This is a genomic window from Arthrobacter sp. Y3223151 (assembly GCF_059091125.1).
In genome coordinates this window covers 197,702-217,386 of record NZ_JBNHGI010000004.1, presented here as the reverse complement: position 1 = coordinate 217,386, position 19,685 = coordinate 197,702, and the positions used below count along the sequence as shown (strand labels likewise).

17 protein-coding genes are annotated in these 19,685 nt (G+C 68.2%); 10 read left to right on the top strand and 7 right to left on the bottom strand.

What is annotated here, in order from left to right:
* Nucleotides 1-55 precede the first annotated feature (55 nt).
* The 4 genes from AC5RUP_RS08430 to glmM all read left to right on the top strand — a co-directional run bounded on the left by AC5RUP_RS08430 (nt 56) and on the right by glmM (nt 3,272).
* The gene (locus AC5RUP_RS08430; protein WP_494132059.1) at nt 56-322 is read left to right on the top strand and encodes a carbon storage regulator; all 267 of its coding nucleotides are present in this window, start codon (nt 56-58) and stop codon (nt 320-322) included.
* A gap of 348 nt (nt 323-670) precedes the next feature.
* Nucleotides 671-1,114: a 50S ribosomal protein L13 gene (gene rplM / locus AC5RUP_RS08425; protein WP_493979145.1), complete on the top strand. Its 444-nt coding sequence runs from the start codon at nt 671-673 to the stop codon at nt 1,112-1,114.
* A 37-nt stretch (nt 1,115-1,151) separates the two neighbouring features.
* Complete coding sequence (gene rpsI / locus AC5RUP_RS08420) at nt 1,152-1,646, top strand: 30S ribosomal protein S9 (protein ID WP_493979144.1); 495 nt, start codon at nt 1,152-1,154, stop codon at nt 1,644-1,646.
* A gap of 261 nt (nt 1,647-1,907) precedes the next feature.
* Nucleotides 1,908-3,272 (top strand): phosphoglucosamine mutase, encoded by a 1,365-nt coding sequence (gene glmM, locus AC5RUP_RS08415; RefSeq protein WP_494132058.1) that lies wholly within the window; start codon nt 1,908-1,910, stop codon nt 3,270-3,272.
* Between the two features lie 89 nt (nt 3,273-3,361).
* Here glmM and AC5RUP_RS08410 read toward each other — a convergent pair whose 3' ends face one another.
* From AC5RUP_RS08410 to coaA, 4 genes are all read right to left on the bottom strand, one after another.
* On the bottom strand, nt 3,362-4,342 hold the full coding sequence (locus tag AC5RUP_RS08410) for an SMP-30/gluconolactonase/LRE family protein (RefSeq protein WP_494153714.1): 981 nt from the start codon (nt 4,340-4,342) through the stop codon (nt 3,362-3,364).
* 166 nt (nt 4,343-4,508) lie between these two features.
* Nucleotides 4,509-4,907 carry a large conductance mechanosensitive channel protein MscL gene (gene mscL, locus AC5RUP_RS08405; RefSeq protein WP_494153713.1) on the bottom strand — a complete coding sequence of 133 codons (399 nt, stop codon included), beginning with the start codon at nt 4,905-4,907 and terminating at the stop codon, nt 4,509-4,511.
* Between the two features lie 104 nt (nt 4,908-5,011).
* The gene (locus AC5RUP_RS08400) at nt 5,012-5,941 is read right to left on the bottom strand and encodes a M15 family metallopeptidase (protein WP_494153712.1); all 930 of its coding nucleotides are present in this window, start codon (nt 5,939-5,941) and stop codon (nt 5,012-5,014) included.
* Nucleotide 5,942: 1 nt separating this feature from the next.
* Nucleotides 5,943-6,920 carry a type I pantothenate kinase gene (gene coaA / locus AC5RUP_RS08395; protein WP_494153711.1) on the bottom strand — a complete coding sequence of 326 codons (978 nt, stop codon included), beginning with the start codon at nt 6,918-6,920 and terminating at the stop codon, nt 5,943-5,945.
* A gap of 151 nt (nt 6,921-7,071) precedes the next feature.
* Between coaA and glmS the strand changes: the two genes are divergently transcribed.
* Nucleotides 7,072-8,973: a glutamine--fructose-6-phosphate transaminase (isomerizing) gene (gene glmS, locus AC5RUP_RS08390; protein ID WP_494067475.1), complete on the top strand. Its 1,902-nt coding sequence runs from the start codon at nt 7,072-7,074 to the stop codon at nt 8,971-8,973.
* 240 nt (nt 8,974-9,213) lie between these two features.
* On the top strand, nt 9,214-9,564 hold the full coding sequence (locus AC5RUP_RS08385) for a holo-ACP synthase (protein WP_494000425.1): 351 nt from the start codon (nt 9,214-9,216) through the stop codon (nt 9,562-9,564).
* Nucleotides 9,565-9,596: 32 nt separating this feature from the next.
* Here AC5RUP_RS08385 and AC5RUP_RS08380 read toward each other — a convergent pair whose 3' ends face one another.
* A complete protein-coding gene (locus AC5RUP_RS08380; protein ID WP_494153710.1) occupies nt 9,597-10,157 on the bottom strand; it encodes a dihydrofolate reductase family protein in 561 nt (186 codons plus the stop codon).
* A gap of 231 nt (nt 10,158-10,388) precedes the next feature.
* On the opposite strand from AC5RUP_RS08380, the gene AC5RUP_RS08375 reads away from it, so the two are divergent.
* Nucleotides 10,389-10,778, top strand: a complete 390-nt coding sequence (locus AC5RUP_RS08375; RefSeq protein ID WP_494153709.1) for a VOC family protein — start codon at nt 10,389-10,391, stop codon at nt 10,776-10,778.
* Nucleotides 10,779-10,790: 12 nt separating this feature from the next.
* Here the strand turns inward: AC5RUP_RS08375 and AC5RUP_RS08370 are convergent, their stop codons facing one another.
* Both AC5RUP_RS08370 and AC5RUP_RS08365 read right to left on the bottom strand, forming a co-directional pair.
* Nucleotides 10,791-11,156: a TfoX/Sxy family protein gene (locus tag AC5RUP_RS08370; protein WP_494158451.1), complete on the bottom strand. Its 366-nt coding sequence runs from the start codon at nt 11,154-11,156 to the stop codon at nt 10,791-10,793.
* Nucleotides 11,157-11,170: 14 nt separating this feature from the next.
* Nucleotides 11,171-12,856: a glycoside hydrolase family 10-like protein gene (locus AC5RUP_RS08365; protein ID WP_494153707.1), complete on the bottom strand. Its 1,686-nt coding sequence runs from the start codon at nt 12,854-12,856 to the stop codon at nt 11,171-11,173.
* Nucleotides 12,857-13,173: 317 nt separating this feature from the next.
* Between AC5RUP_RS08365 and glgX the strand changes: the two genes are divergently transcribed.
* From glgX to treZ, 3 genes are read left to right on the top strand one after another with little or no spacing between them, the layout of a single operon-like run.
* Nucleotides 13,174-15,432, top strand: coding sequence for a glycogen debranching protein GlgX (glgX, locus tag AC5RUP_RS08360; RefSeq protein WP_494158450.1), 2,259 nt, complete (start codon nt 13,174-13,176; stop codon nt 15,430-15,432).
* Nucleotides 15,429-17,738: a malto-oligosyltrehalose synthase gene (gene treY, locus AC5RUP_RS08355; RefSeq protein WP_494158449.1), complete on the top strand. Its 2,310-nt coding sequence runs from the start codon at nt 15,429-15,431 to the stop codon at nt 17,736-17,738. Before glgX ends, treY begins: the two co-directional genes overlap by 4 nt.
* The gene (treZ, locus tag AC5RUP_RS08350) at nt 17,735-19,681 is read left to right on the top strand and encodes a malto-oligosyltrehalose trehalohydrolase (protein WP_494158448.1); all 1,947 of its coding nucleotides are present in this window, start codon (nt 17,735-17,737) and stop codon (nt 19,679-19,681) included. Before treY ends, treZ begins: the two co-directional genes overlap by 4 nt.
* Nucleotides 19,682-19,685 lie beyond the last annotated feature (4 nt).

The following is a 19,685-nucleotide window of genomic DNA, read 5'->3' as shown; positions in this document are numbered from 1 at the left end:
GGCGGCGCGCGCGGGGCTGCCCGGGCGCCAAGTTCAGCTGCGATAGAGTTGACGCGTGCTGGTGCTGACGCGAAAACCCGGAGAGCGGATCCTGATCGGTGACGACATTGTCATCACCGTGCTGGACGCCCGCCGCGACGGCGTCCGCCTCGGCATCGAGGCCCCGCGCGGCGTGAAGATCCAGCGCGATGAAGTGGTCCAGGCGGTCAGCGAAGCCAATGTGGCTGCCGCACAGAGCGGCCCGGAGGCCGAGGAACGCATCAAGGCCCTGCTGGGACTGAACCTCCCCGGCAGCAGCGGCCCCAGCAGCCCCGGGAGCTAGTCCAGTTGCTGGGGGACCCCACCGGTGCCGGCAGCTAAATCAGGTCACGGGCGGGCCAGGGCACCGGCCAGGCACCGGCGTCGTCGTGCTGTTGTGGGTCTTTTTGACCTAACCCGGCACGGCAGGATAACCTTGGTAGTCGTTGTGCGTGTCCAACCTCGATACGCTATGTCCGTGTGGCGGCCCAGTTGCAGGGCCAACCTGGTCCACGGAAATAGCCGAGACTTTCTGGGCCACTGGTTACATTTCAGTCCTCACCTGAAGTTCCGGTAGCGCATCACCAACTTTGCGCGTGTGTTCTGTGAAGAATGCGCCGCTACCTTAGAACACCAAACGAAGGCAAAAACCGTGCGTACGTACACTCCGAAGCCCGGCGATATCAACCGCCAGTGGCACGTCATTGACGCCACCGACGTCGTCCTGGGTCGTCTTGCCAGCCAGACCGCAACACTGCTGCGCGGAAAGCACAAGCCGACCTTTGCTCCTCACATGGACATGGGCGATTTCGTCATCATCATCAACGCTGAGAAGGTCGCCCTGACCGGCGCCAAGCTCGAACAGAAGCGTGCCTACCGCCACTCCGGTTTCCCGGGTGGCCTGTCCTCCGTCAACTACGCCGAACTGCTGGAGAAGAACCCGGTTCGTGCAGTTGAGAAGGCCATCAGGGGCATGCTGCCGAAGAACTCCCTGGCTGCCCAGCAGCTGTCCAAGCTGAAGGTCTACACGGGTGCCGAGCACCCGCACGCTGCCCAGCAGCCGAAGACCTTCGAAATCACCCAGGTCGCCCAGTAGCGCCGGCCACCACTAGAAACTTAATTCAAGGAGAATCGTGGCTGAAGAGCTGAACACCGCTGCTGAGGGCGAAACCCTCACCAGCTACACCTCGGAATCATCCGAGGTCACCGAGACCGCCAAGAAGGAACGCCCCGCCCTCACCGTAGGCGGAGGCGCCGTGGGTCGCCGCAAGCAGGCGATCGCCCGCGTACGTCTGGTTCCGGGTGCCGGCAACTGGACCATCAACGGCCGTGAGCTGGCGAACTACTTCCCGAACAAGCTGCACCAGCAGGAAGTGAACGATCCGTTCAAGATCCTGGATCTGGAAGGCGCTTACGACGTCATCGCCCGCATCCACGGCGGCGGCCCCTCCGGCCAGGCCGGTGCGCTGCGCCTGGGCGTTGCCCGTGCACTGAACGAGATCGACCGCGAGAACAACCGCCCGACCCTGAAGAAGGCCGGTTTCCTCACCCGCGACGCACGCATCATCGAGCGCAAGAAGGCAGGCCTCAAGAAGGCCCGCAAGGCGCCGCAGTACTCGAAGCGCTAAACCGCTTCCGAAGCTCCTGCTTCCACGCGAGGCCCCGCAGCATGGCTGCGGGGCCTCGCGTGTGTTTAAGCGGCTGCAGCGGGTGTGGGGGGCGTGGAAGCCGATGCCTTGGTTCCGGGTGTGCTCCCGTCTCTTCCGCCGCCCGATTCCACCTGTGGAAGGCCGCCCGCGGCAGGGCCAGCCGCCAAATCACGGCCTGGCACGGGACCGCCGGCGGTCGGTGAACCGGCTCCTTGGTGCGCTGCCGTAAAATGGGTCGCGATGTCTAGATTATTTGGTACCGACGGAGTCCGCGGACTGGCCAACGGATTGATCACTGCAGAGCTGGCGCTCGAGGTCGCGCAGGCTGCCGCAGTGGTCCTTGGCCACCGGCAAGTTGAAGACGGCAAGCGCCCGACGGCGGTGATCGCCCGCGACCCGCGCGCCAGCGGCGAGTTCATCAGCGCCGCCGTGGAGGCCGGCCTCGCGAGTGCGGGCGTCGATGTCTACGACGCCGGGGTACTGCCCACGCCTGCGGCCGCTTACCTGGTGGGGGACCTGGCGGCGGACTTTGGCGTGATGATTTCCGCCTCGCACAATCCGGCCCCGGATAACGGCATCAAGTTTTTCGCCCGCGGCGGGCACAAGCTGCCGGACGAGGTCGAGGACGCGATCGAGCAGGAGATGGCGCAGCCGCGCGTCCGGCCCACGGGGGCGGAGATCGGACGTATCCAGCGTTTCGCAGACGCGGAAGACCGCTACATCCTGCACCTGCTGCAGACCCTGCCTTCCCGTCTGGAGGGCCTGAAGGTGGTTCTCGACTGCGCGCACGGCGCGGCCAGCGGCTGCTCCCCGGAGGTGTTCCGCGCCGCCGGTGCGGACATCGTGGTGATGGGAGCCGAGCCGGACGGGCTGAACATCAACGACGGCGTGGGGTCCACCCACCTGGAGAAGCTGCAGGCAGCCGTGGTCGAGCACGGCGCCGACTTGGGCATTGCCCACGACGGCGACGCCGACCGCTGCCTGGCCGTGGACGAGCGCGGCGACGTCGTGGACGGCGACCAGATCATGACCATCCTGGCGCTGGCCCTGCGCGACGCCGGCCGGCTCAAGGACGACGTCCTGGTCGCCACGGTCATGAGCAACCTCGGCATGAAGCTGGCCCTGCAGGATGCCGGCATCCGCATCCAGGAAACCGCGGTGGGCGACCGGTACGTGCTGGAATGCATGCGCGCCCACGGATACTCGCTGGGCGGCGAACAATCCGGGCACGTGATCTTCTCGGAGTACGCGACCACCGGCGACGGCGTCCTGACCGGGCTGCAGCTGGCCGCACAGGTGGCCAAGTCCGGCAAGCCCCTCTCGGAGCTGTCGCAGCGGATGGTCCGGCTTCCCCAGGTCCTGATCAACGTCAAGGACGTGGACAAGTCCGGGGTCGAAACCAACCAGCCCCTCCAGCGGGCCGTGGCGGCCGCGTCCGCCGCGCTGGGTGGGACCGGACGCGTGCTGCTGCGCCCCTCCGGCACCGAGCCCGTCGTGCGCGTGATGGTCGAAGCCGCTGACATGGAAACCGCCCAGGCTACCGCCGAGGAGCTGGCCCGGACCGTGAAGGCGCACCTGTCGCTGGAGGCGGCCGCCGCCGAGTAGGGGCGCCCCCGCAGACTAAGGCGGCCGGGAGGTCGGTCCGGCGGTCGGCGGACCTGCCGGGACCCAAGGACCGCGTGCGGGGGCAGCCCTCAGTGCCAGGCCTTCACCAGCACCACCTCGTAGCTGTCCGCCGTCGGCGGGTTCCCGGTGTCGAACTTCGCGTTCACGACGGCGAGGCGGCGGCCGAACAGCGCGGCGGTGGTCGGGGTCTGGAAAGCGTCACTGGTGATCACGGACCGGACCTCACCGAAGTCAATCCGGCGGTCCAGCCTGATCACGCTGATCTGGTTGTCCATGTTTTGGACCGCCCAAAGCCAGCGGCCCTTCAGCACCAACCCGTCGACGTTGGGGACGCTGACGCCGGAGATTTCGGCGCTGGCACCGGTTTCCGGGTTCACGGTGTACAGCGCAGCGTTGGCCGAGTGGGCCACAATCAGCTGTCGCCCGTGGTCGGCCGCCACTATGCCGTTCAGGTTGAACGCCGCGGGGGTTTCCGCGGCAGGGCCGCTCAGTTGCAGTGTCCGCGGGCTGCCCAGCTGCCCGCGGTGGCCGATCGGTACGAAGTACAGCTCCCCTTCGCGCGAGTTCGTAAACCAGGCGCCGCCCCGGCCAAGGGTTACGTCGTTGATGAAGGAGTTGGCGGGGTCGTTCAACTGGAACTCGGCCACAGGTTCCGCGGTCCGGGTGTTGTAAACATAGGCCTTGCCGGTAGGTCCGCCGGCCACGAAGAGCAGGTTCCGCCGCGTGTCGGCAGCCATGCCGACGGCGAACCGGCTGTCCGGTGCGTCGATGAACTTCTCGGCGGTGCCCCGCCGTACGTCGCCACGGAAGATGTCGCCCGCCAGCAGGTCGCCGGCGTAGAAGGTGCTGCCCCGGCCGGCGGCGATGCCCTCCGCGGACGTCGCGTCCGGCAGGTCGATGATTCGGTCCGCGCACCCCGGTGACGCACCGTGGGTGTCGGAGCCAACGTGGCCGGCGGAAGCCGGCAACCCCGTCAGCATTAGGGCGACGGCGGTCAGCAGGGCGGCGGCACATCGTGCCGCCAAGGAGAGGGGGAGAATGGGTCGCATGGAGGATCACCTGATTCTTGAGGGGAGGTGTCGGGAGCTCCCTCCAGCAGGCCCCCGATGGTGATGCTCATAGCGTACGCCGGACGCGAGGAAACGTCAGGCCCTCCGGGAGGCGCTGCCAAAACGGCCCGCAGCGGCGGTAGCGGCCGGCTTCCGGACGTCGCCCTTACGCCTGGTTGCGTGCCTGCAGGGCGTCTCGGATCTCGGTGAGCAGCGCGACCTGAGGGTCGACGGCCTCTTGTTCCTTGTTGATTCCCAGGCGGCGGTTGCGCCGCTCGATCATGTGGTTCATCGGTGCCACGATGACGAAGTAGATCGCCGAGGCGATGAGCAGGAAGTTCACGATGGCGGTCAGCAGGACGCCGAACGCGACGTCGTTCCCGTTGAAGTTCCACAGCAGGAAACTGTCGAAATTTGGCGAGCCGACCAACCCGGCGATGAACGGCATCAGCACCCTGTTGACCAAGGCGTTGACCACGGTCCCGAAGGCTCCGCCGATGATCACGGCCACGGCAAGGTCAATGACGTTGCCCTTCATAATGAACTCTTTGAATCCGTTTATCATGTGGCCAATGTAGCGCCTCGGGGAGGGGACCTGCGGCCGCCGGGGCAGGGACAGGAGGCCCCCCGCGGGATGGGGCCGCCGCAGGTTGGGACCGCTGCGCCCGCTCACGAATAGCGGGCGGCTCCGGGCAGCCCGAAGTACTCTTCGAGCGTTTCGATGCCCCGTTTGGCCATGTCCGCGGCCACTTTCTTGCCCACGTAGCGCAGGTGCCAGGGTTCCGGCGAATAACCGGTCATGGCCTCGGAGCCGGGCCGGTAGCGGATGATGAATCCGAAGCGGGCGGCGTTGTGGGCCGCCCAGCTGCCCGCTGCCGTGTCGGCGAAACACTGCTGCAGGTTGCAGACCCCGGTGGCGTCGCCGATGTCCAGGGACAGCCCGGTCTGGTGCTCCGAATAACCCGGCCGCGCCGAGACCATGTCCGCTGCCACCTCGCTGCCGTGTTGCCGGACCCAGTGGTTGTAGGTGCTCGCCTGCGTGGCGTAGGACCGGAAACCGCTGACCATGATCATAAACGCGCCGTCGGCGGCGGCCGCGTTGAACATGTCCTCGGTGGCGGTCGCCACGGCGTCGCGCAGCAGCGCCGATTCCCCGCCGGTCCCCAGGGCCACCGCCGGCTGGCGCAGGTCTCCGGGATGGTAGTTCAGGGGATCGAGCGGCCGGGCCTTGTTGACGACGACGGCGATGCTCGCCGGATCTGTGTGGTCCTCCCCGGCGGCCGCGGTGCCGTCCTTTTTCCCGCCGCCGCCCGCGCCGTCCTTCTTCCCGCCGGCCGAGGCCCCGCCCTTGCCCCCGCCGTCCTTCTTCCCGCCGCCGGTGGCGTCACCGTCGTTCCTCGGAGCCTTCGGGCTCTGTTCGGGGACCGGAAGGGACGTGGTTCCCTTGGCCGGGGTCGCCGGCGCAGTCGGTGCGGCCGTCGTCGTCCCTGCGGACGCGGCGGGAGGCGGAGCGGTTTCCCCCGCCGGGGCGCAACCGGTGAGCAGGGCCAGCGCGGCGGCCAGGCCGGCTGCGAGCACCGGAGCCCTCAGAACGGCCATGTCAGGTTTTCCGCAGCAGCATTCTGCGGATCGAGTGGTCCGCATCCTTGGTGAGCACCAGCTGTGCCCGCCCGCGTGTCGGCAGCACGTTCTCCCTCAGGTTGGGTTCATTAATCCGGCGCCAGATACCCAGGGCCGTCTCGGTGGCCTCCTCGTCCGTGAGCGAGGCGTAACGGTGGAAATAGGATTCCGGATCCGCAAAGGACGTCCGCCGCAGTTTGTGGAAACGGTTGACATACCACTGCTCAATATAGGACGTCTTGGCATCCACATAAATGGAGAAGTCGAAGAAATCGCTGAGCGCTAGCCCGGTGCGTCCGTCCGCCCGCGGGCGCGCCGGAGCCAGGACGTTCAGGCCCTCCACGATCAACACATCCGGACGGTGGACCACCACTTCCTTGTCCGGCACGATGTCGTAGGTCAGGTGCGAATACCACGGCGCATGCACTTCCTCGGCCCCGGACTTCACCTCGGACACGAACCGCAGCAGCGCCCGCTGGTCGTAGGACTCGGGGAAGCCCTTGCGCTCCATCAGCCCGCGCCGCGCCAGTTCGGCGTTGGGGTAGAGGAAACCGTCGGTGGTGATCAGCTCCACGTTCGGGGTGTCCGGCCAGCGGCGCAGCATCTCGCGCAGCACGCGGGCGGTGGTGGATTTCCCGACGGCGACCGAACCGGCCACGCCGATGACGAACGGTGTGCGGCGGCTGGTTTCGCCCAGGAAGGTGGTGGTGGCCTTGTGCAGCTCGCCGGCCGCGCCCACATAAAGGTTGAGCAGCCGGGAGAGCGGCAGGTAGACCTCGCGGACTTCGTCCAGGTTCAGGGCATCGCCCAGGCCCCGGAGCCGCTCGATATCGTCCTGGTCCAGGGGCTGTTCAATCTCGTTGGATAGCCGGGACCAGGTCTGCCGGTCCAGCTCCACGAATGGTGTGAAGTTACTCTCACCGTTGGACGCCGTCGTCTTCGGTGTCGCATCAGTCACCTATGAATTGTGCCTGCTGCGGGATTCAAATCCCAAAAGGCGCCCCGCTGCGGCGCGCCGGATCGTCCCGTCCTACCGCCGCAGCTGCCGCCGGGAGGGCGTGCGGAACCCGCTGTCGGTGACGGTCCCGCGGGCAGGTACCCTTAATTCCATGTGTGGAATCGTAGGTTATGTTGGCCGCCGCGACGGCGGGGCCGGAGTCAGCGCTGCTGATCACAGCGCCCTGGACGTCGTTCTCGAGGGTCTTCGCCGCCTGGAATACCGCGGTTACGATTCCGCGGGAGTGGCAGTCATCTCCAGTTCCGGGATCGAGGCGCGGAAGAAGTCGGGCAAGCTGAGCAATCTGCTGGACGAGCTCAAGGCCGCCCCGCTGCCCGAGTCGCTGACCGGCATCGGCCACACCCGCTGGGCCACGCACGGCGGCCCCACCGACGAAAACGCGCACCCGCACCTGGCCGACGGCGACAAGCTCGCCGTGATCCACAACGGCATCATCGAGAACTTCGCCGAGATCCGTGCCTCCATGCTGGCCAAGGGCCACACGTTCCGCTCGGAAACGGACACCGAGGTGGCCGCGGTGCTGCTCGGGGACCTCTACCGGTCCCTGGTCGCGGAGGATCCCGCCACCGCGACCCTGGCCAAGGCCATGCAGCTCGCCTGCCAGCGGCTGGAGGGCGCCTTCACCCTGCTCGCCATCCACCAGGACCAGCCCGACGTCGTCGTCGCCGCGCGCCGTAACTCGCCGCTCGTCGTCGGGCTGGGCGAGGGCGAGAACTTCCTGGGCTCCGACGTCTCCGGCTTCATCGACTTCACCCGCCGCGCCGTGGAGCTGGAGCAGGACCAGATCGTCACCATCACCCCCGACTCCTTCGAGATCACCGACTTCTTCGGCAACGCCGCCCAGGGCACCGAGTTCGAGGTGAACTGGGATGCCGCCGCCGCGGAGAAGGGCGGCTACCCCTCCTTCATGGAGAAGGAAATCAACGACCAGCCCGAGGCGGTCGGCCAGACCCTGCTCGGCCGCTCGGACCTGCACGGCAGGCTGACCCTGGACGAGCTGCGGATCGACCCGGAGCTGCTCAAGACCGCCAACAAGATCATCGTGCTGGCCTGCGGCACATCGGCCTACGCCGGGCAGGTGGCGAAGTACGCGATAGAGCACTGGTGCCGCATCCCGGTCGAGGTCGAACTCTCGCACGAGTTCCGGTACCGCGACCCGATCGTGGACGCCAACACCCTGATCGTGGCCATCTCCCAGTCCGGCGAAACCATGGACACCCTGATGGCCGTCCGGTACGCCAAGGAGCAGGGAGCCAAGGTCCTCGCCATCTGCAACACCAACGGTTCGACCATCCCGCGTGAGGCCGACGCCGTGCTCTACACCCACGCCGGGCCCGAGATCGCCGTCGCCTCGACCAAGGCCTTTTTGGCGCAGATCACCGCCGCCTACCTGCTGGGCCTCTACCTGGCGCAGCTGCGCGGGAACAAGTTCCAGGGCGAGATCAAGGACATCCTGGCCGACCTGGGCAAGATCCCGGCGAAGATCCAGAGCGTGCTGGACAACGCCAAGGACATCAAGGACCTGGCCGTGCTCATGGCCGAAAGCAAGTCGGTCCTGTTCCTGGGCCGCCATGTCGGCTTCCCGGTTGCCATGGAGGGCGCGCTGAAGCTTAAGGAGCTGGCCTACATCCACGCCGAAGGCTTCGCCGCCGGCGAGCTCAAGCACGGGCCGATCGCCCTGATCGAGGAAGGGCAGCCGGTCTTCGTGGTGGTACCTTCCCCGCGCGGCCGCAACTCGCTGCACGCCAAGGTCGTCTCGAACATCCAGGAAATCCGCGCCCGCGGCGCCAAGACCATTGTCATCGCCGAGGAAGGCGACGTCTCCGTCAAGGACTTCGCCGAGTTCGTCTTCTACGTTCCCGAGACGCCGACGCTGCTGGCTCCGCTGCTCACCACGGTCCCGCTGCAGATCTTCGCCTTGGCACTGGCGACGGCCAAGGGCTACGACGTGGACCAGCCGCGCAACCTGGCCAAGAGCGTCACCGTCGAGTAGCAGGCAGATGGCAGGCATGTCCACCCGCTTACTCTTCGCGGCGCCCCGATCTCCGTACAACAGGATCGGGGCCTGCTCCGTCCCGAGGCGCCCCGTCCGCGCCCGCCACGCGGCGGTCCGGCGGCGCGTCCGGCTGCTGTCCGTGCCGCCCGTGCGGTGCACCCTGATATCCACCGGGGAGCCGGTCCTGGCTCCGCGGTGTGCCCGCTCGCCGTGGTCGGTTCGAGCGGGAGCCGAAGAATGATCGTGGGCATCGGCGTGGACGTGGTGGAAGTTTCCAGGTTCCGCCGGCAGTTGCAGCGCACCCCGGCCCTGCTCGAGCGACTGTTCACGCCGGCGGAACGGGAGCTCAACACCCGGTCCCTGGCCGCCCGTTTCGCCGCCAAGGAAGCGATCGCCAAGGCACTGGGGGCTCCGGCCGGCATGAACTGGCAGGACTGCACCATCTGCGTGGACGCCGGGGGAGACCCCTACCCGGAATTCACCGGCACCGTCGCCGCGGCATCGGCGGCCCGGGGTGTGAAGTTCTGGCACCTGTCCATGAGCCACGACGGCGATCTGGCAACGGCCATGGCGGTCGCCGAGAAGTAGCGGCCGGCAGCCGGGCGCGCGTCGAGGCCGGGCTAAGGTTCCACGCGGTAACGCAGGTACACGACGCCGTTGCCGAAGCGGCGCTCGTCCAGCAGTTCGAGCCCGAGCCTCAGGTCCTCGGCCAGAAAGCGCTTCCCGCCGCCCACCACGACCGGCGAGACGAAGAACAGGCATTCATCGACCAGTCCCGCCGCGAAGGCGTGGCTGGCGAGCTCAGGCCCGCTGATGCTCAGGTCCGCCGATGCCGAGGCCTTCATGCGCCGGACGGCCTCCGGCTCGAATTCCCGCTCGATCCGGGTGCGGGCGCTTGAAACCGTCTGCAGGGTCCGGGAGTAGACCACCTTGTCCTTCCGCAGCCACGACTCGGCGAAGTCCCGCTCAACCGGGGGAACCTCCGGGCCGGCGGGCACGGTTTCCCAGACGGCCATCACCTCATACATGCGCCGGCCGAAGAGATAGGTGCCCACCCGTCCTTCCAGGTCGTTGACGAAGGAGTGCACCTCCTCGTCGGGAACGCTCCAATCGAAGTTGCCGTCCCGGTCGGCAATGTAGCCGTCCAGCGACATGATTGCGGAATACAGCAGCTGTGCCACGATGACTCCTGGGCTGTTGGGCAGGGCGGGGGAGCGTCCGCCCATTGTTCCCGACCTTGCGCATCGGCGGAAGGCCGGGCGGTCGTTCCGCGTCGCTGCGCCGTCCCGCATCGCTGCGCCGTCGCGCTCGTCGTCGCTGGGGGACCGGTGCCGGGCCCTGTCCTGGGCAAAGCGTGCGATGTATCCTGACAGCCGGCGCCCGCCGCTAGCCGCACATTGAGGGGAAGAGCCGTGCCAGCATCGGAGCAGTTCGCCAGCGTCCGCTACCTCGTGGACGACGTCGGGGCGGCCGTGGACTTCTACACGGGCCATTTCGGCTTCACCGTCAACATGCGCTCGCCCGCCTTCGCCGACGTGACGCGGGGACCGCTGCGGCTGTTGCTCTCCGGGCCGGCAAGCTCGGGGGCGCGCGCGACCCCGGCGGATTATGCGTCCGCCGGGCGGAACCGCATCCACCTGGTCGTCCGGGACCTGGACGCGGAGATCGACCGGCTGCGCCGGGCGGGACTGTCCTTTCGCAGCGACGTGGTTGCCGGTCCCGGCGGACGCCAGATACTGCTCGCCGACCCGGCAGGAAATCTGGTGGAACTGTTCCAGCCCGCACGGCAGTCGGCAGGGTAACGGCGCCCGTCTTCAGCTGCCGCCCAGGCCTTTGACGTACGCGTACGCCTCGTCGACGACGCTCAGCCACTGTTGCCCGGCCGCCGACCCGTCGTCGGCCACCGCCGGGAAAGCCACCCATTCCCTCATCGTCCGCTGTCCCATGGTGACCGGTTCCGCCGCTCCGGAAGCAACATACTCTTCCGCGCGCCGCCGCGGAACCTTCACGATCAGCCGGTCGCCGTGGCCGAGGAACGCGAAGACCTTTCCAGCCACCCTCAGCCCGCGACTGCGGAACATGGTGCCGCGTTCGACCAGCGGGTCATCCGCAAACCGGCCGGCGAGAGTTTCCAGCAGGACGAGGCCCTGGTCGTCGTCGGAGGGGGAGGCAGGCGTCATGGTTTCGTCCCGCATCAGGCTCGTATGAAGATGGCGGATGCCGCCGCGGATTCGACCATGAGGTCGCTCATGCCGACCACCACGTACCAGTACGTGCGTCCCCGGACGGCGCCCGTGTCCACGAACCTTTCGGGATTGCCGCGGCGGCGGTGCACGCGCCGGAGGGCTCCCGCCTGCGAGGGAATGAACGCGGCCGCGGCGCCGGTGGACTCCCAGCGGTAGATGGCATAGTGCCTCGGCAGCGTCCCGCTCGTCGCCCCCCGCCAGATGAGCTCGACGCCGGATCCGTTCCACCGGGCGCTGGCGATCAGCGGCGCGTAGGGCCGCTGGGCGCCCAGATGGGACATCACCGGGGTCATCGCCACGCGCCGGTAAAACTTGTCCTGGACAAGGCCGATGCTGCCCAGCCGATTGGCCCGGACGGACTTGGCGGAGAAGTACACCTGGCCGCGCACCGCCGGCGTCGCCCGGCATTTCGCCGTGTGGTTGTAGAGCTCGCGGGGGTCCTGCCAGTCGGCCCCCTGGGCGGGGTCGCCCACCTTGTAGGCCGCCTCGCCGATGTAGAGCTTGCAGACGGTGCCGCCCACCTGGGCCGCCCACCAGTTGACCAGCGTGTTGTAATCGGCCGCCGGGTTCCCCTGGTGCCAGTACAGCTGCGGGACCACGTAGTCCAGCCAGCCTTGCTTGACCCAGAGCCGGGAGTCGGCGTACGTGGCGTCGTAGCTCTGCAGGCCAGAGGTAGCGGAGCCCAGGCTGTCGGTCGATCGGTTGCGCCAGATGCCGAAGGGGCTGATGCCGAACAGCATCCGCGGCTTGGCCGCGAAGATCGCGGCGCTGAGGTCGCGGACGAAAGCATTGACGCTGCGCCGCCGGAAGTTCGCCACGCTCTCGCCGGCCAGCCGGTAGGCATTGTAGGCAGCGGAGTCCGGGATGCTTTGCCCCGCGACCGGATAGGGGTAGAAATAGTCGTCGAGGTGGATGCCGTCGACGTCGTACTTGGCCACAACCTCGGTGATCACCTTGATGATGTAGCTGCGGACGGCGGGGATGCCGGGGTTGTAATAGCGCCGGCCGCCGTAGGCGAAGCTCCAGCTCGGGTTTTTCCGCGCCGGATGCCAGGAGATCAGGTCCGAAAGGCTCGTTGTCATGGACACGCGGAACGGGTTGAACCACGCGTGCAGGTGCAGGTGCAGGTTGCGGGCATGCGCCTGGCCGATCGCGTACGCGAGCGGATCGTAACCGGGATTCCGTCCCTGGGTGCCGGTCAGATAGCGGGACCACGGCTCTCCCGCCGTCGACGGCCAAAAGACGTCTGCCGCGGGACGGACCTGCAGCAGCACGGCGTTCAGGTTCCGACTGCGGGCGAGGTCCAGCCAGCTGCGCAGTTCGGCCTGCTGAACGGCCGCCGCCAGGCCGGGGCGCGACGGCCAATCGATGTTCAGCACGGTGGAGAGCCAGAAGCCCCGGAACTCGTGCTTGGGCGCGTCCGTGACCCGCGCCCTTTCACGGGCGGTAATGCGGTAGACCCGGTTGATGACCGCCGCCGCGAGGCTGACTTCCAGCGGACCGCCAGGGGCGGTTGCCGCGCGGGAGAGGCTGCCGCCCAACAGGCCTGCCGCACCGAGCACGGTGAGGGCGGTCGCCGTCGTGAATTGGCGCCGGGAGACAGCGCCTGTGGAACCGGAACCGCTGCCAGTCATGGCCAGCCCTGCCTCACGAGAACCTGATGGTAGCTCAACGATACGCCCGCATCCATCCCGCCGACAGTAGTGGAAACCGTGACGCCGACAGCGGCGGAGACCGCGATGCGGGCCGATGGGGTGCCCGTGGCCCTGGCCGGCCCTCCCGGGTCTGCCGCCGCCCGTGTGTCCAACGCAACGAGCGCCGGGCCGAGGGCCGCAAACGCCTGCCGCGCCGCCTCGGATTGCCCGCCGGGCGGACAACCGGGGATATCCATTGTCAGGACCATGGGGTATGAAGGGAACAGGGACCACAACCGATCATCAGGAGTTTGCACATGGAAGTTTGGCCGGGAGACGCCTATCCGCTGGGGGCCACGTATGACGGCAACGGCACCAATTTCGCCGTGTTCAGCGAGGCAGCGGAGGCCGTTTTCCTGTGCCTGTTCGACGACGACGGGGCCGAGACGCGGATCGAGCTCAAGGACGTCGACGGCTACGTCTGGCACTGCTACCTTCCGCAAGTCCAGCCGGGACAGAAGTACGGCTTCCGGGTGGACGGGGCGTACGACCCGGGCCAGGGGCAGCGCTGCAATGTGAACAAGCTGCTGCTGGACCCCTACGCGAAGGCCGTCAGCGGCCAGATCGACTGGGCCCAGCCGCTGTTCGGCTACAACTTCGGGGACGAGGATTCCCGCAACGACGAGGACTCGGCCGGGCACATGATGCTCGGCGTCGTCGTGAATCCGTTCTTTGATTGGGACGGCGATCGCAAGCCGCGCACGCCCTATCACCGCTCGGTGATCTACGAGGCGCACGTGAAGGGCCTGACCCAGCTGCACCCGGAGATCCCGGAAGAGCAGCGCGGTACCTACGCCGGCATCGCGCATCCGGCAGTCATCGGGCACCTGCAGAAGCTGGGCGTCACCGCCATCGAGCTGATGCCGGTCCACCAGTTCGTGAACGACAGCACGCTCCAGGAAAAGGGGCTGTCCAACTACTGGGGCTACAACACCATCGGCTTCTTCGCGCCGCAGAACACGTATTGTTCCTCCGGCGATACCGGGCAGCAGGTGCAGGAGTTCAAGGCGATGGTCCGGGAACTGCATCTGGCCGGCATCGAGGTGATCCTCGACGTCGTGTACAACCACACGGCCGAGGGCAACCACCTGGGCCCCACGCTGTCCTTCCGCGGACTCGACAACGCCGCCTACTATCGGCTGGTCGAGGACCAGCAGCAGTACTACATGGACTACACCGGCACGGGAAATTCGCTGAACGTGCGCCACCCCCATTCGCTGCAGTTGCTGATGGATTCGCTGCGCTATTGGGCGTCGGAAATGCACGTGGACGGTTTCCGCTTCGACCTGGCCTCCACCCTGGCCCGCGAGTTCTACGACGTGGACCGGCTGTCGACTTTCTTCGAAATGGTGCAGCAGGATCCGATCGTGTCCCAAACCAAGCTCATTGCCGAACCGTGGGACATCGGCCCGGGCGGCTACCAGGTGGGCAACTTCCCGCCGCTGTGGACCGAGTGGAACGGCCTGTACCGGGACACGGTCCGCGACTTTTGGCGGGGCGAGCCCTCCACGCTGGGCGAATTCGCCTCCCGCATCACCGGCTCTTCGGACCTGTACGAGGCCACGGGGCGGCGCCCGGTTGCCTCCATCAACTTCGTCACCGCCCATGACGGCTTCACGCTGCGGGACCTGGTGTCCTACAACGAGAAGCACAATGAGGCCAACGGCGAAGACAATAACGACGGCGAATCGCACAACCGCTCGTGGAACTGCGGCGTGGAGGGTCCCTCCGACGACCCGGCGGTCCTCACCCTGCGCGCCCGCCAGCAGCGGAACTTCCTGGCCACCCTGCTGCTGAGCCAGGGCGTGCCGATGATCGCGCACGGGGATGAGCTGGGACGCACCCAGCAGGGCAACAACAACGTGTACTGCCATGACTCGGAACTGTCCTGGGTGGACTGGAACAACGTGGACCAGCCGCTGCTCGAGTTCGTCGCCACCGTCAACCGGTTAAGGGCCGAACACCCGACCTTCCGGCGGCGGTTGTTCTTTGACGGAAAGCCGGTCCGCCGGGGCCAGGGCGAGCCGTTGAGCGACGTCGTCTGGCTCACCACGGAGGGAACACCGATGGAGCCCGAGGACTGGGACGAGGCCCTCGGCCGCTGCATCGGCGTCTTCCTCAACGGCCAGGGCATCCGCGGGCGCGACGACCGCGGGCAGCGGATCACCGACGAGCACTTCCTGGTGTACTTCAACGCCGCCGACGACGAGGTGCCGTTCGTGCTGCCGCCGCGGGAGTATTCGGCGGCCTGGGACATCATCATCGACACGGCCGGCGGCGACCAGCTGCCCGGCCCGCTGCAGGCGGGGACGAAGGTGCCGGTCGACGCCAAGTCCACGGTGGTCCTCAAGGCCCACTCGGCGCCGGAAGAAGAGCCGGACCACTCGGTCGCCGCCTCCGTTGCGGCGATGGCCGAGGCGGAGCGGACGGCCGGGGCCGAGCCGGACGGGGCCGAGCCGGACGGGGACCCCGGGCAGCAGGGCGCCGGGAGCGAGACGGGGCAGGCGAAGGGATGAGGGCCCCGGCGTCGACCTACCGGCTGCAGATCAGGGAATCGTTCACGCTGTATGACGCCGCCGAACTGCTGCCCTACCTGCACAGGCTCGGCGTCGACTGGGTGTACCTGTCGCCCCTGCTGACCGCGGAGCCGGGGTCCGATCACGGCTACGACGTGGTCGACTTCAGCACGGTGGACCCGGCCCGGGGCGGGATCGACGGGCTGCGGACGCTCTCCGCGGCCGCCCGGAAGAACGGGATGGGCGTCCTGGTGGACATCGTGCCGAACCACATGGGCGTGGCCACGCCGGCCAACAACCGCTGGTGGTGGTCGCTGCTGTCGGAGGGCCGCGGCTCCCGCTACGCCGAGGCGTTCGACATCGATTGGGACGCCGGCGGCGGCAAGCTCCGGCTGCCCGTGCTGGGCGACGGCGACGAGGAACTCGAGGCGTTGGAGCTGGCCGACGGCGAGCTGCGTTACTACGACCACCGCTTCCCCCTGGCCGAGGGGACCGGCGACGACGGCGCTACCGCCCGCGAAGTCCATGAGCGCCAGCACTACCAGCTAGTGAACTGGCGGCGGGCCGATGCCGAACTCAATTACCGCCGGTTCTTCGGCGTCAACTCCCTGGCCGGGGTCCGGGTGGAGGTGCCCTGGGTCTTCGATGAATCCCATGCGGAGATCAAGCGCTGGTTCGACGAGGGCTTGGTCGACGGGCTGCGCGTGGACCATCCCGACGGGCTGGCAGACCCGAAGGGCTATCTGCAGCGGCTGCACGAACTGACCGGCGGCGCCTACGTCCTGGTCGAGAAGATTCTGGAGCCGGGGGAGGAGCTGCCGGCAGACTGGGCCTGCGCGGGCACCACCGGGTATGACGCGCTGGCCGATGTGGACCGGCTGCTGGTCGATCCCGACGGGAGGGAACGCCTCACCGACGCGGCCCCCGTCGAGCCGTACCAGCACATGATCCACGGCACCAAGCGGGGGATCGCCGACGGTATCCTGCGCTCCGAGGTGCTGCGCCTGGCCCGGCTGGTTCCGGCCGGCGCCGGTCTGGAGTTCGAGACCGCGGCCGATGCGATCGCCGAGCTGCTCAGCTGCTTCCCGGTGTACCGGAGCTACCTCCCGGTCGGCACGCATTACCTCGAGGAAGCCGGGATCGCCGCCCAGGTGCGCCGTCCCGACCTGGCCGAAGCCGTCACCGCCCTGCTGCCGCTGTTGAATCCGCAGGGTGTGCTCACCGAGCTCGCGGTGCGGTTCCAGCAGACCTCCGGCATGGTGATGGCCAAGGGTGTGGAAGACACCGCGTTCTACCGCTACACGCGCCTGACCTCCCTGAACGAGGTGGGGGCGGACCCGTCGATCTTCGCTGTGGAGCCGTTCGAGCTCCACACCCGGTTGATCCGCCGGCAGCAGGAACTGCCGCTCGCCATGACCGCGCTGTCCACCCATGACACGAAGCGCAGCGAGGACACCCGGGCCCGCATCTCGGTGCTCGCGGAACTGGCGGACCAGTGGCCGGATTGGTTGGCGGAGCTCGACTGGCTGGCACCCTTCGGGGATCTGCCGTTCGCGGACCTGCTCTGGCAGGCGGCGCTGGGTGCGTGGCCGTTCAGCCGGGCCCGGGCCCACGCCTACGCGGAGAAGGCCGCCCGGGAAGCGGGCAACAGCACCTCGTGGATCGACCCGGACCATGACTTCGAAAAACAACTCCACGCCGCCGTGGACGCGGCCTTCGACAACCCGGAGGTTAACCGGCTGCTGGTCAGCCTGGCCGAGAAGATCAAGCCCTTCGGCTGGAGCAACTCCCTCTCGGCCAAGCTCATCCAGCTGACCATGCCCGGAGTGCCCGACGTCTACCAGGGCACCGAGTTCTGGGACCATTCGCTGGTGGACCCGGACAACCGCCGGCCGGTGGATTTCACCGCCCGGCGCCAGGCGCTGGACAACCTGGACCGGGACGGGACGCCGCCGGTGGACGACGGCGCGGCAGCCAAGCTGCTGGTGGTCGCCCGGGCACTTCGGCTGCGCCGCGACCGGCCGGAACTGTTCACCGGCTACGAAGTCGTCCCGGTTCGGGGCCCCGCGGCCGACCACGCGTTCGGCTTCGACCGCGGCGGCGCCATCACGCTGGCCACCAGGCTCCCGGTGCGGCTGCAGCGCGACGGCGGGTGGCGGGACACCGCCGTCGTCCTGCCCGCCGGACGATACCGCGATGTGCTGAGCGGGCGGAGCCATGCAAGCAACGGCGTCCTGCCGTTGGCCGGCGTGCTGACGGAATTGCCGGTGGCGCTGCTGGTGCGCGAACAGGAGGAGAAGTCATGAGCCGGAACTTCGCCGTGTGGGCCCCGCGTGCCGGAAGGGTGGAGCTGCAGGCCGGCGCCGCACGGCTGCCAATGCAGGGCCCGGACGACGCCGGCTGGTGGCGTCTGGCGGACCCCGCCGCCGCGCCCGAGGGGGAGTGCGACTACGGCTATCTGCTGGACGGCGGGGACGCGGTGCTGCCGGATCCGCGCTCGCGCCGCCAGCCGGACGGGGTGCACGGGATGTCCCGGACCTTCGACGCCGGGGCCCACCGCTGGCAGGACCGGGACTGGGTTTCGCCGGGGCTGGGCGGGGTGATCTACGAACTGCACATCGGTACGTTCACCTCCGAGGGCACGCTAAATTCCGCCGCGGCCAAGCTCGACTACCTGGGCGGACTCGGGGTGGATTATGTGGAACTGCTGCCGGTCAACGCGTTCAACGGCACGCACAACTGGGGCTACGACGGCGTGCTCTGGTACGCGGTGCAGGAGAGCTACGGCGGCCCGGCCGCCTACCAGCGGTTCGTGGACGCCGCCCACGCCAAGGGCATCGGCGTCATCCAGGACGTGGTCTACAACCACCTGGGTCCCAGCGGAAACTACCTGCCGCGGTTCGGGCCGTACCTGAGCAGCAGCAGCGCCAACACCTGGGGCGAGTCCGTGAACCTGGACGGGCCCGGATCGGACGAGGTCCGCCGCTTCATCCTCGACAACGTGCTGATGTGGTTCCGCGACTACCACGTGGACGGCCTGCGCCTGGATGCGGTGCACGCGCTGCGGGACGAGCGCGCCGTGCACATCCTCGAGGAGATCGCCGCCGCGACGGACGAGTGTGCCGCCGATCTGGATAAGCCGTTGTTCCTAGTCGCTGAGTCCGACCTCAACAATCCGCGGCTGATCGAGCCCCGGCAGGTGAACGGCTATGGCCTGGCCGGCCAGTGGAGCGACGACTTCCACCACGCCGTGCACGTGAACCTCACCGGCGAGACCAGCGGCTACTACGCCGACTTTGCCGGGCTGGGGGCGCTGGAAAAGGTGCTGCGGGACGGCTTCTTCCACGACGGCGGCTACTCCTCGTTCCGGGAACGGCACCACGGCCGGCCGATCAACAAGGACCGGGTGACCGCCCGGCAACTGGTGGTCTGCACGCAAAACCACGACCAGATCGGCAACCGTGCGGCCGGAGACCGGCTCACCGGCACCCTCGGCTACGGGCAGTTGGCGCTGGCCGCCGTGCTGAACCTGATGTCTCCGTTTACGCCGATGGTGTTCATGGGCGAGGAGTTTGCGGCGTCCACGCCGTGGCAATTCTTCACCTCCCATCCCGAACCGGAGCTCGGCGAGGCGACCTCTGCCGGCAGGCTCAAGGAGTTCGAGCGGATGGGCTGGGATCCTGCGGTAGTGCCCGATCCGCAGGACCCGGCGACGTTCCACAACTCCAAACTGGACTGGGCCGAGCCCGGCACGAGCGACCATGCCCGACTCCTCCAGCTCTACACCCGGCTGATCGCCCTCCGGAAGCAGCATCCGGAGCTGACGGAACCGAACTTCGCGTCCTTGTCGGTGGAGTCCCACGCGGAGGAGGGCTGGCTGATCCTGCAGCGCGGCTCCTTCGCGATCTGCTGCAACTTCTCCGCCGAGCCGCGGCGGCTCCCCGCCCGGCCGGGCACGCTGGTCCTGGCCACCGACGACGGCGCCGCGCTCGCCGCCGACGACGGCGCTGCGCTGGCCGCCGACGACGGCGCCGCGATCGCAGCCGAAGACGGCGCTGCGCTGGCCGCCGACGACGGCGCCGCGATCGCAGCCGAAGACGGCGCCACGATCGCGGGGGACGGCGCCGGCGGGATTGGGTCCGAGGAGGCCGCTCCCGGCGGGACCGGGTCAGCGGAGGCCCCAGCAGCCGGCCGGCTGATGCTGCCCGCACACTCGGCCGCCATAGTCCGCAGCGCGCCCGCCCGCTGAACTG

What these genes read in the sequence shown, in the direction of transcription:
- glmM (WP_494132058.1), top strand. Translation starts at nt 1,908, where the DNA reads ATGTCTAGATTATTTGGTACCGACGGAGTCCGCGGACTGGCCAACGGA.
- AC5RUP_RS08410 (WP_494153714.1), bottom strand. Translation starts at nt 4,342, where the DNA reads ATGCGACCCATTCTCCCCCTCTCCTTGGCGGCACGATGTGCCGCCGCC.
- mscL (WP_494153713.1), bottom strand. Translation starts at nt 4,907, where the DNA reads ATGATAAACGGATTCAAAGAGTTCATTATGAAGGGCAACGTCATTGAC.
- AC5RUP_RS08400 (WP_494153712.1), bottom strand. Translation starts at nt 5,941, where the DNA reads ATGGCCGTTCTGAGGGCTCCGGTGCTCGCAGCCGGCCTGGCCGCCGCG.
- glmS (WP_494067475.1), top strand. Translation starts at nt 7,072, where the DNA reads ATGTGTGGAATCGTAGGTTATGTTGGCCGCCGCGACGGCGGGGCCGGA.
- AC5RUP_RS08385 (WP_494000425.1), top strand. Translation starts at nt 9,214, where the DNA reads ATGATCGTGGGCATCGGCGTGGACGTGGTGGAAGTTTCCAGGTTCCGC.
- AC5RUP_RS08370 (WP_494158451.1), bottom strand. Translation starts at nt 11,156, where the DNA reads ATGACGCCTGCCTCCCCCTCCGACGACGACCAGGGCCTCGTCCTGCTG.
- AC5RUP_RS08365 (WP_494153707.1), bottom strand. Translation starts at nt 12,856, where the DNA reads ATGACTGGCAGCGGTTCCGGTTCCACAGGCGCTGTCTCCCGGCGCCAA.
- glgX (WP_494158450.1), top strand. Translation starts at nt 13,174, where the DNA reads ATGGAAGTTTGGCCGGGAGACGCCTATCCGCTGGGGGCCACGTATGAC.
- treY (WP_494158449.1), top strand. Translation starts at nt 15,429, where the DNA reads ATGAGGGCCCCGGCGTCGACCTACCGGCTGCAGATCAGGGAATCGTTC.
- treZ (WP_494158448.1), top strand. Translation starts at nt 17,735, where the DNA reads ATGAGCCGGAACTTCGCCGTGTGGGCCCCGCGTGCCGGAAGGGTGGAG.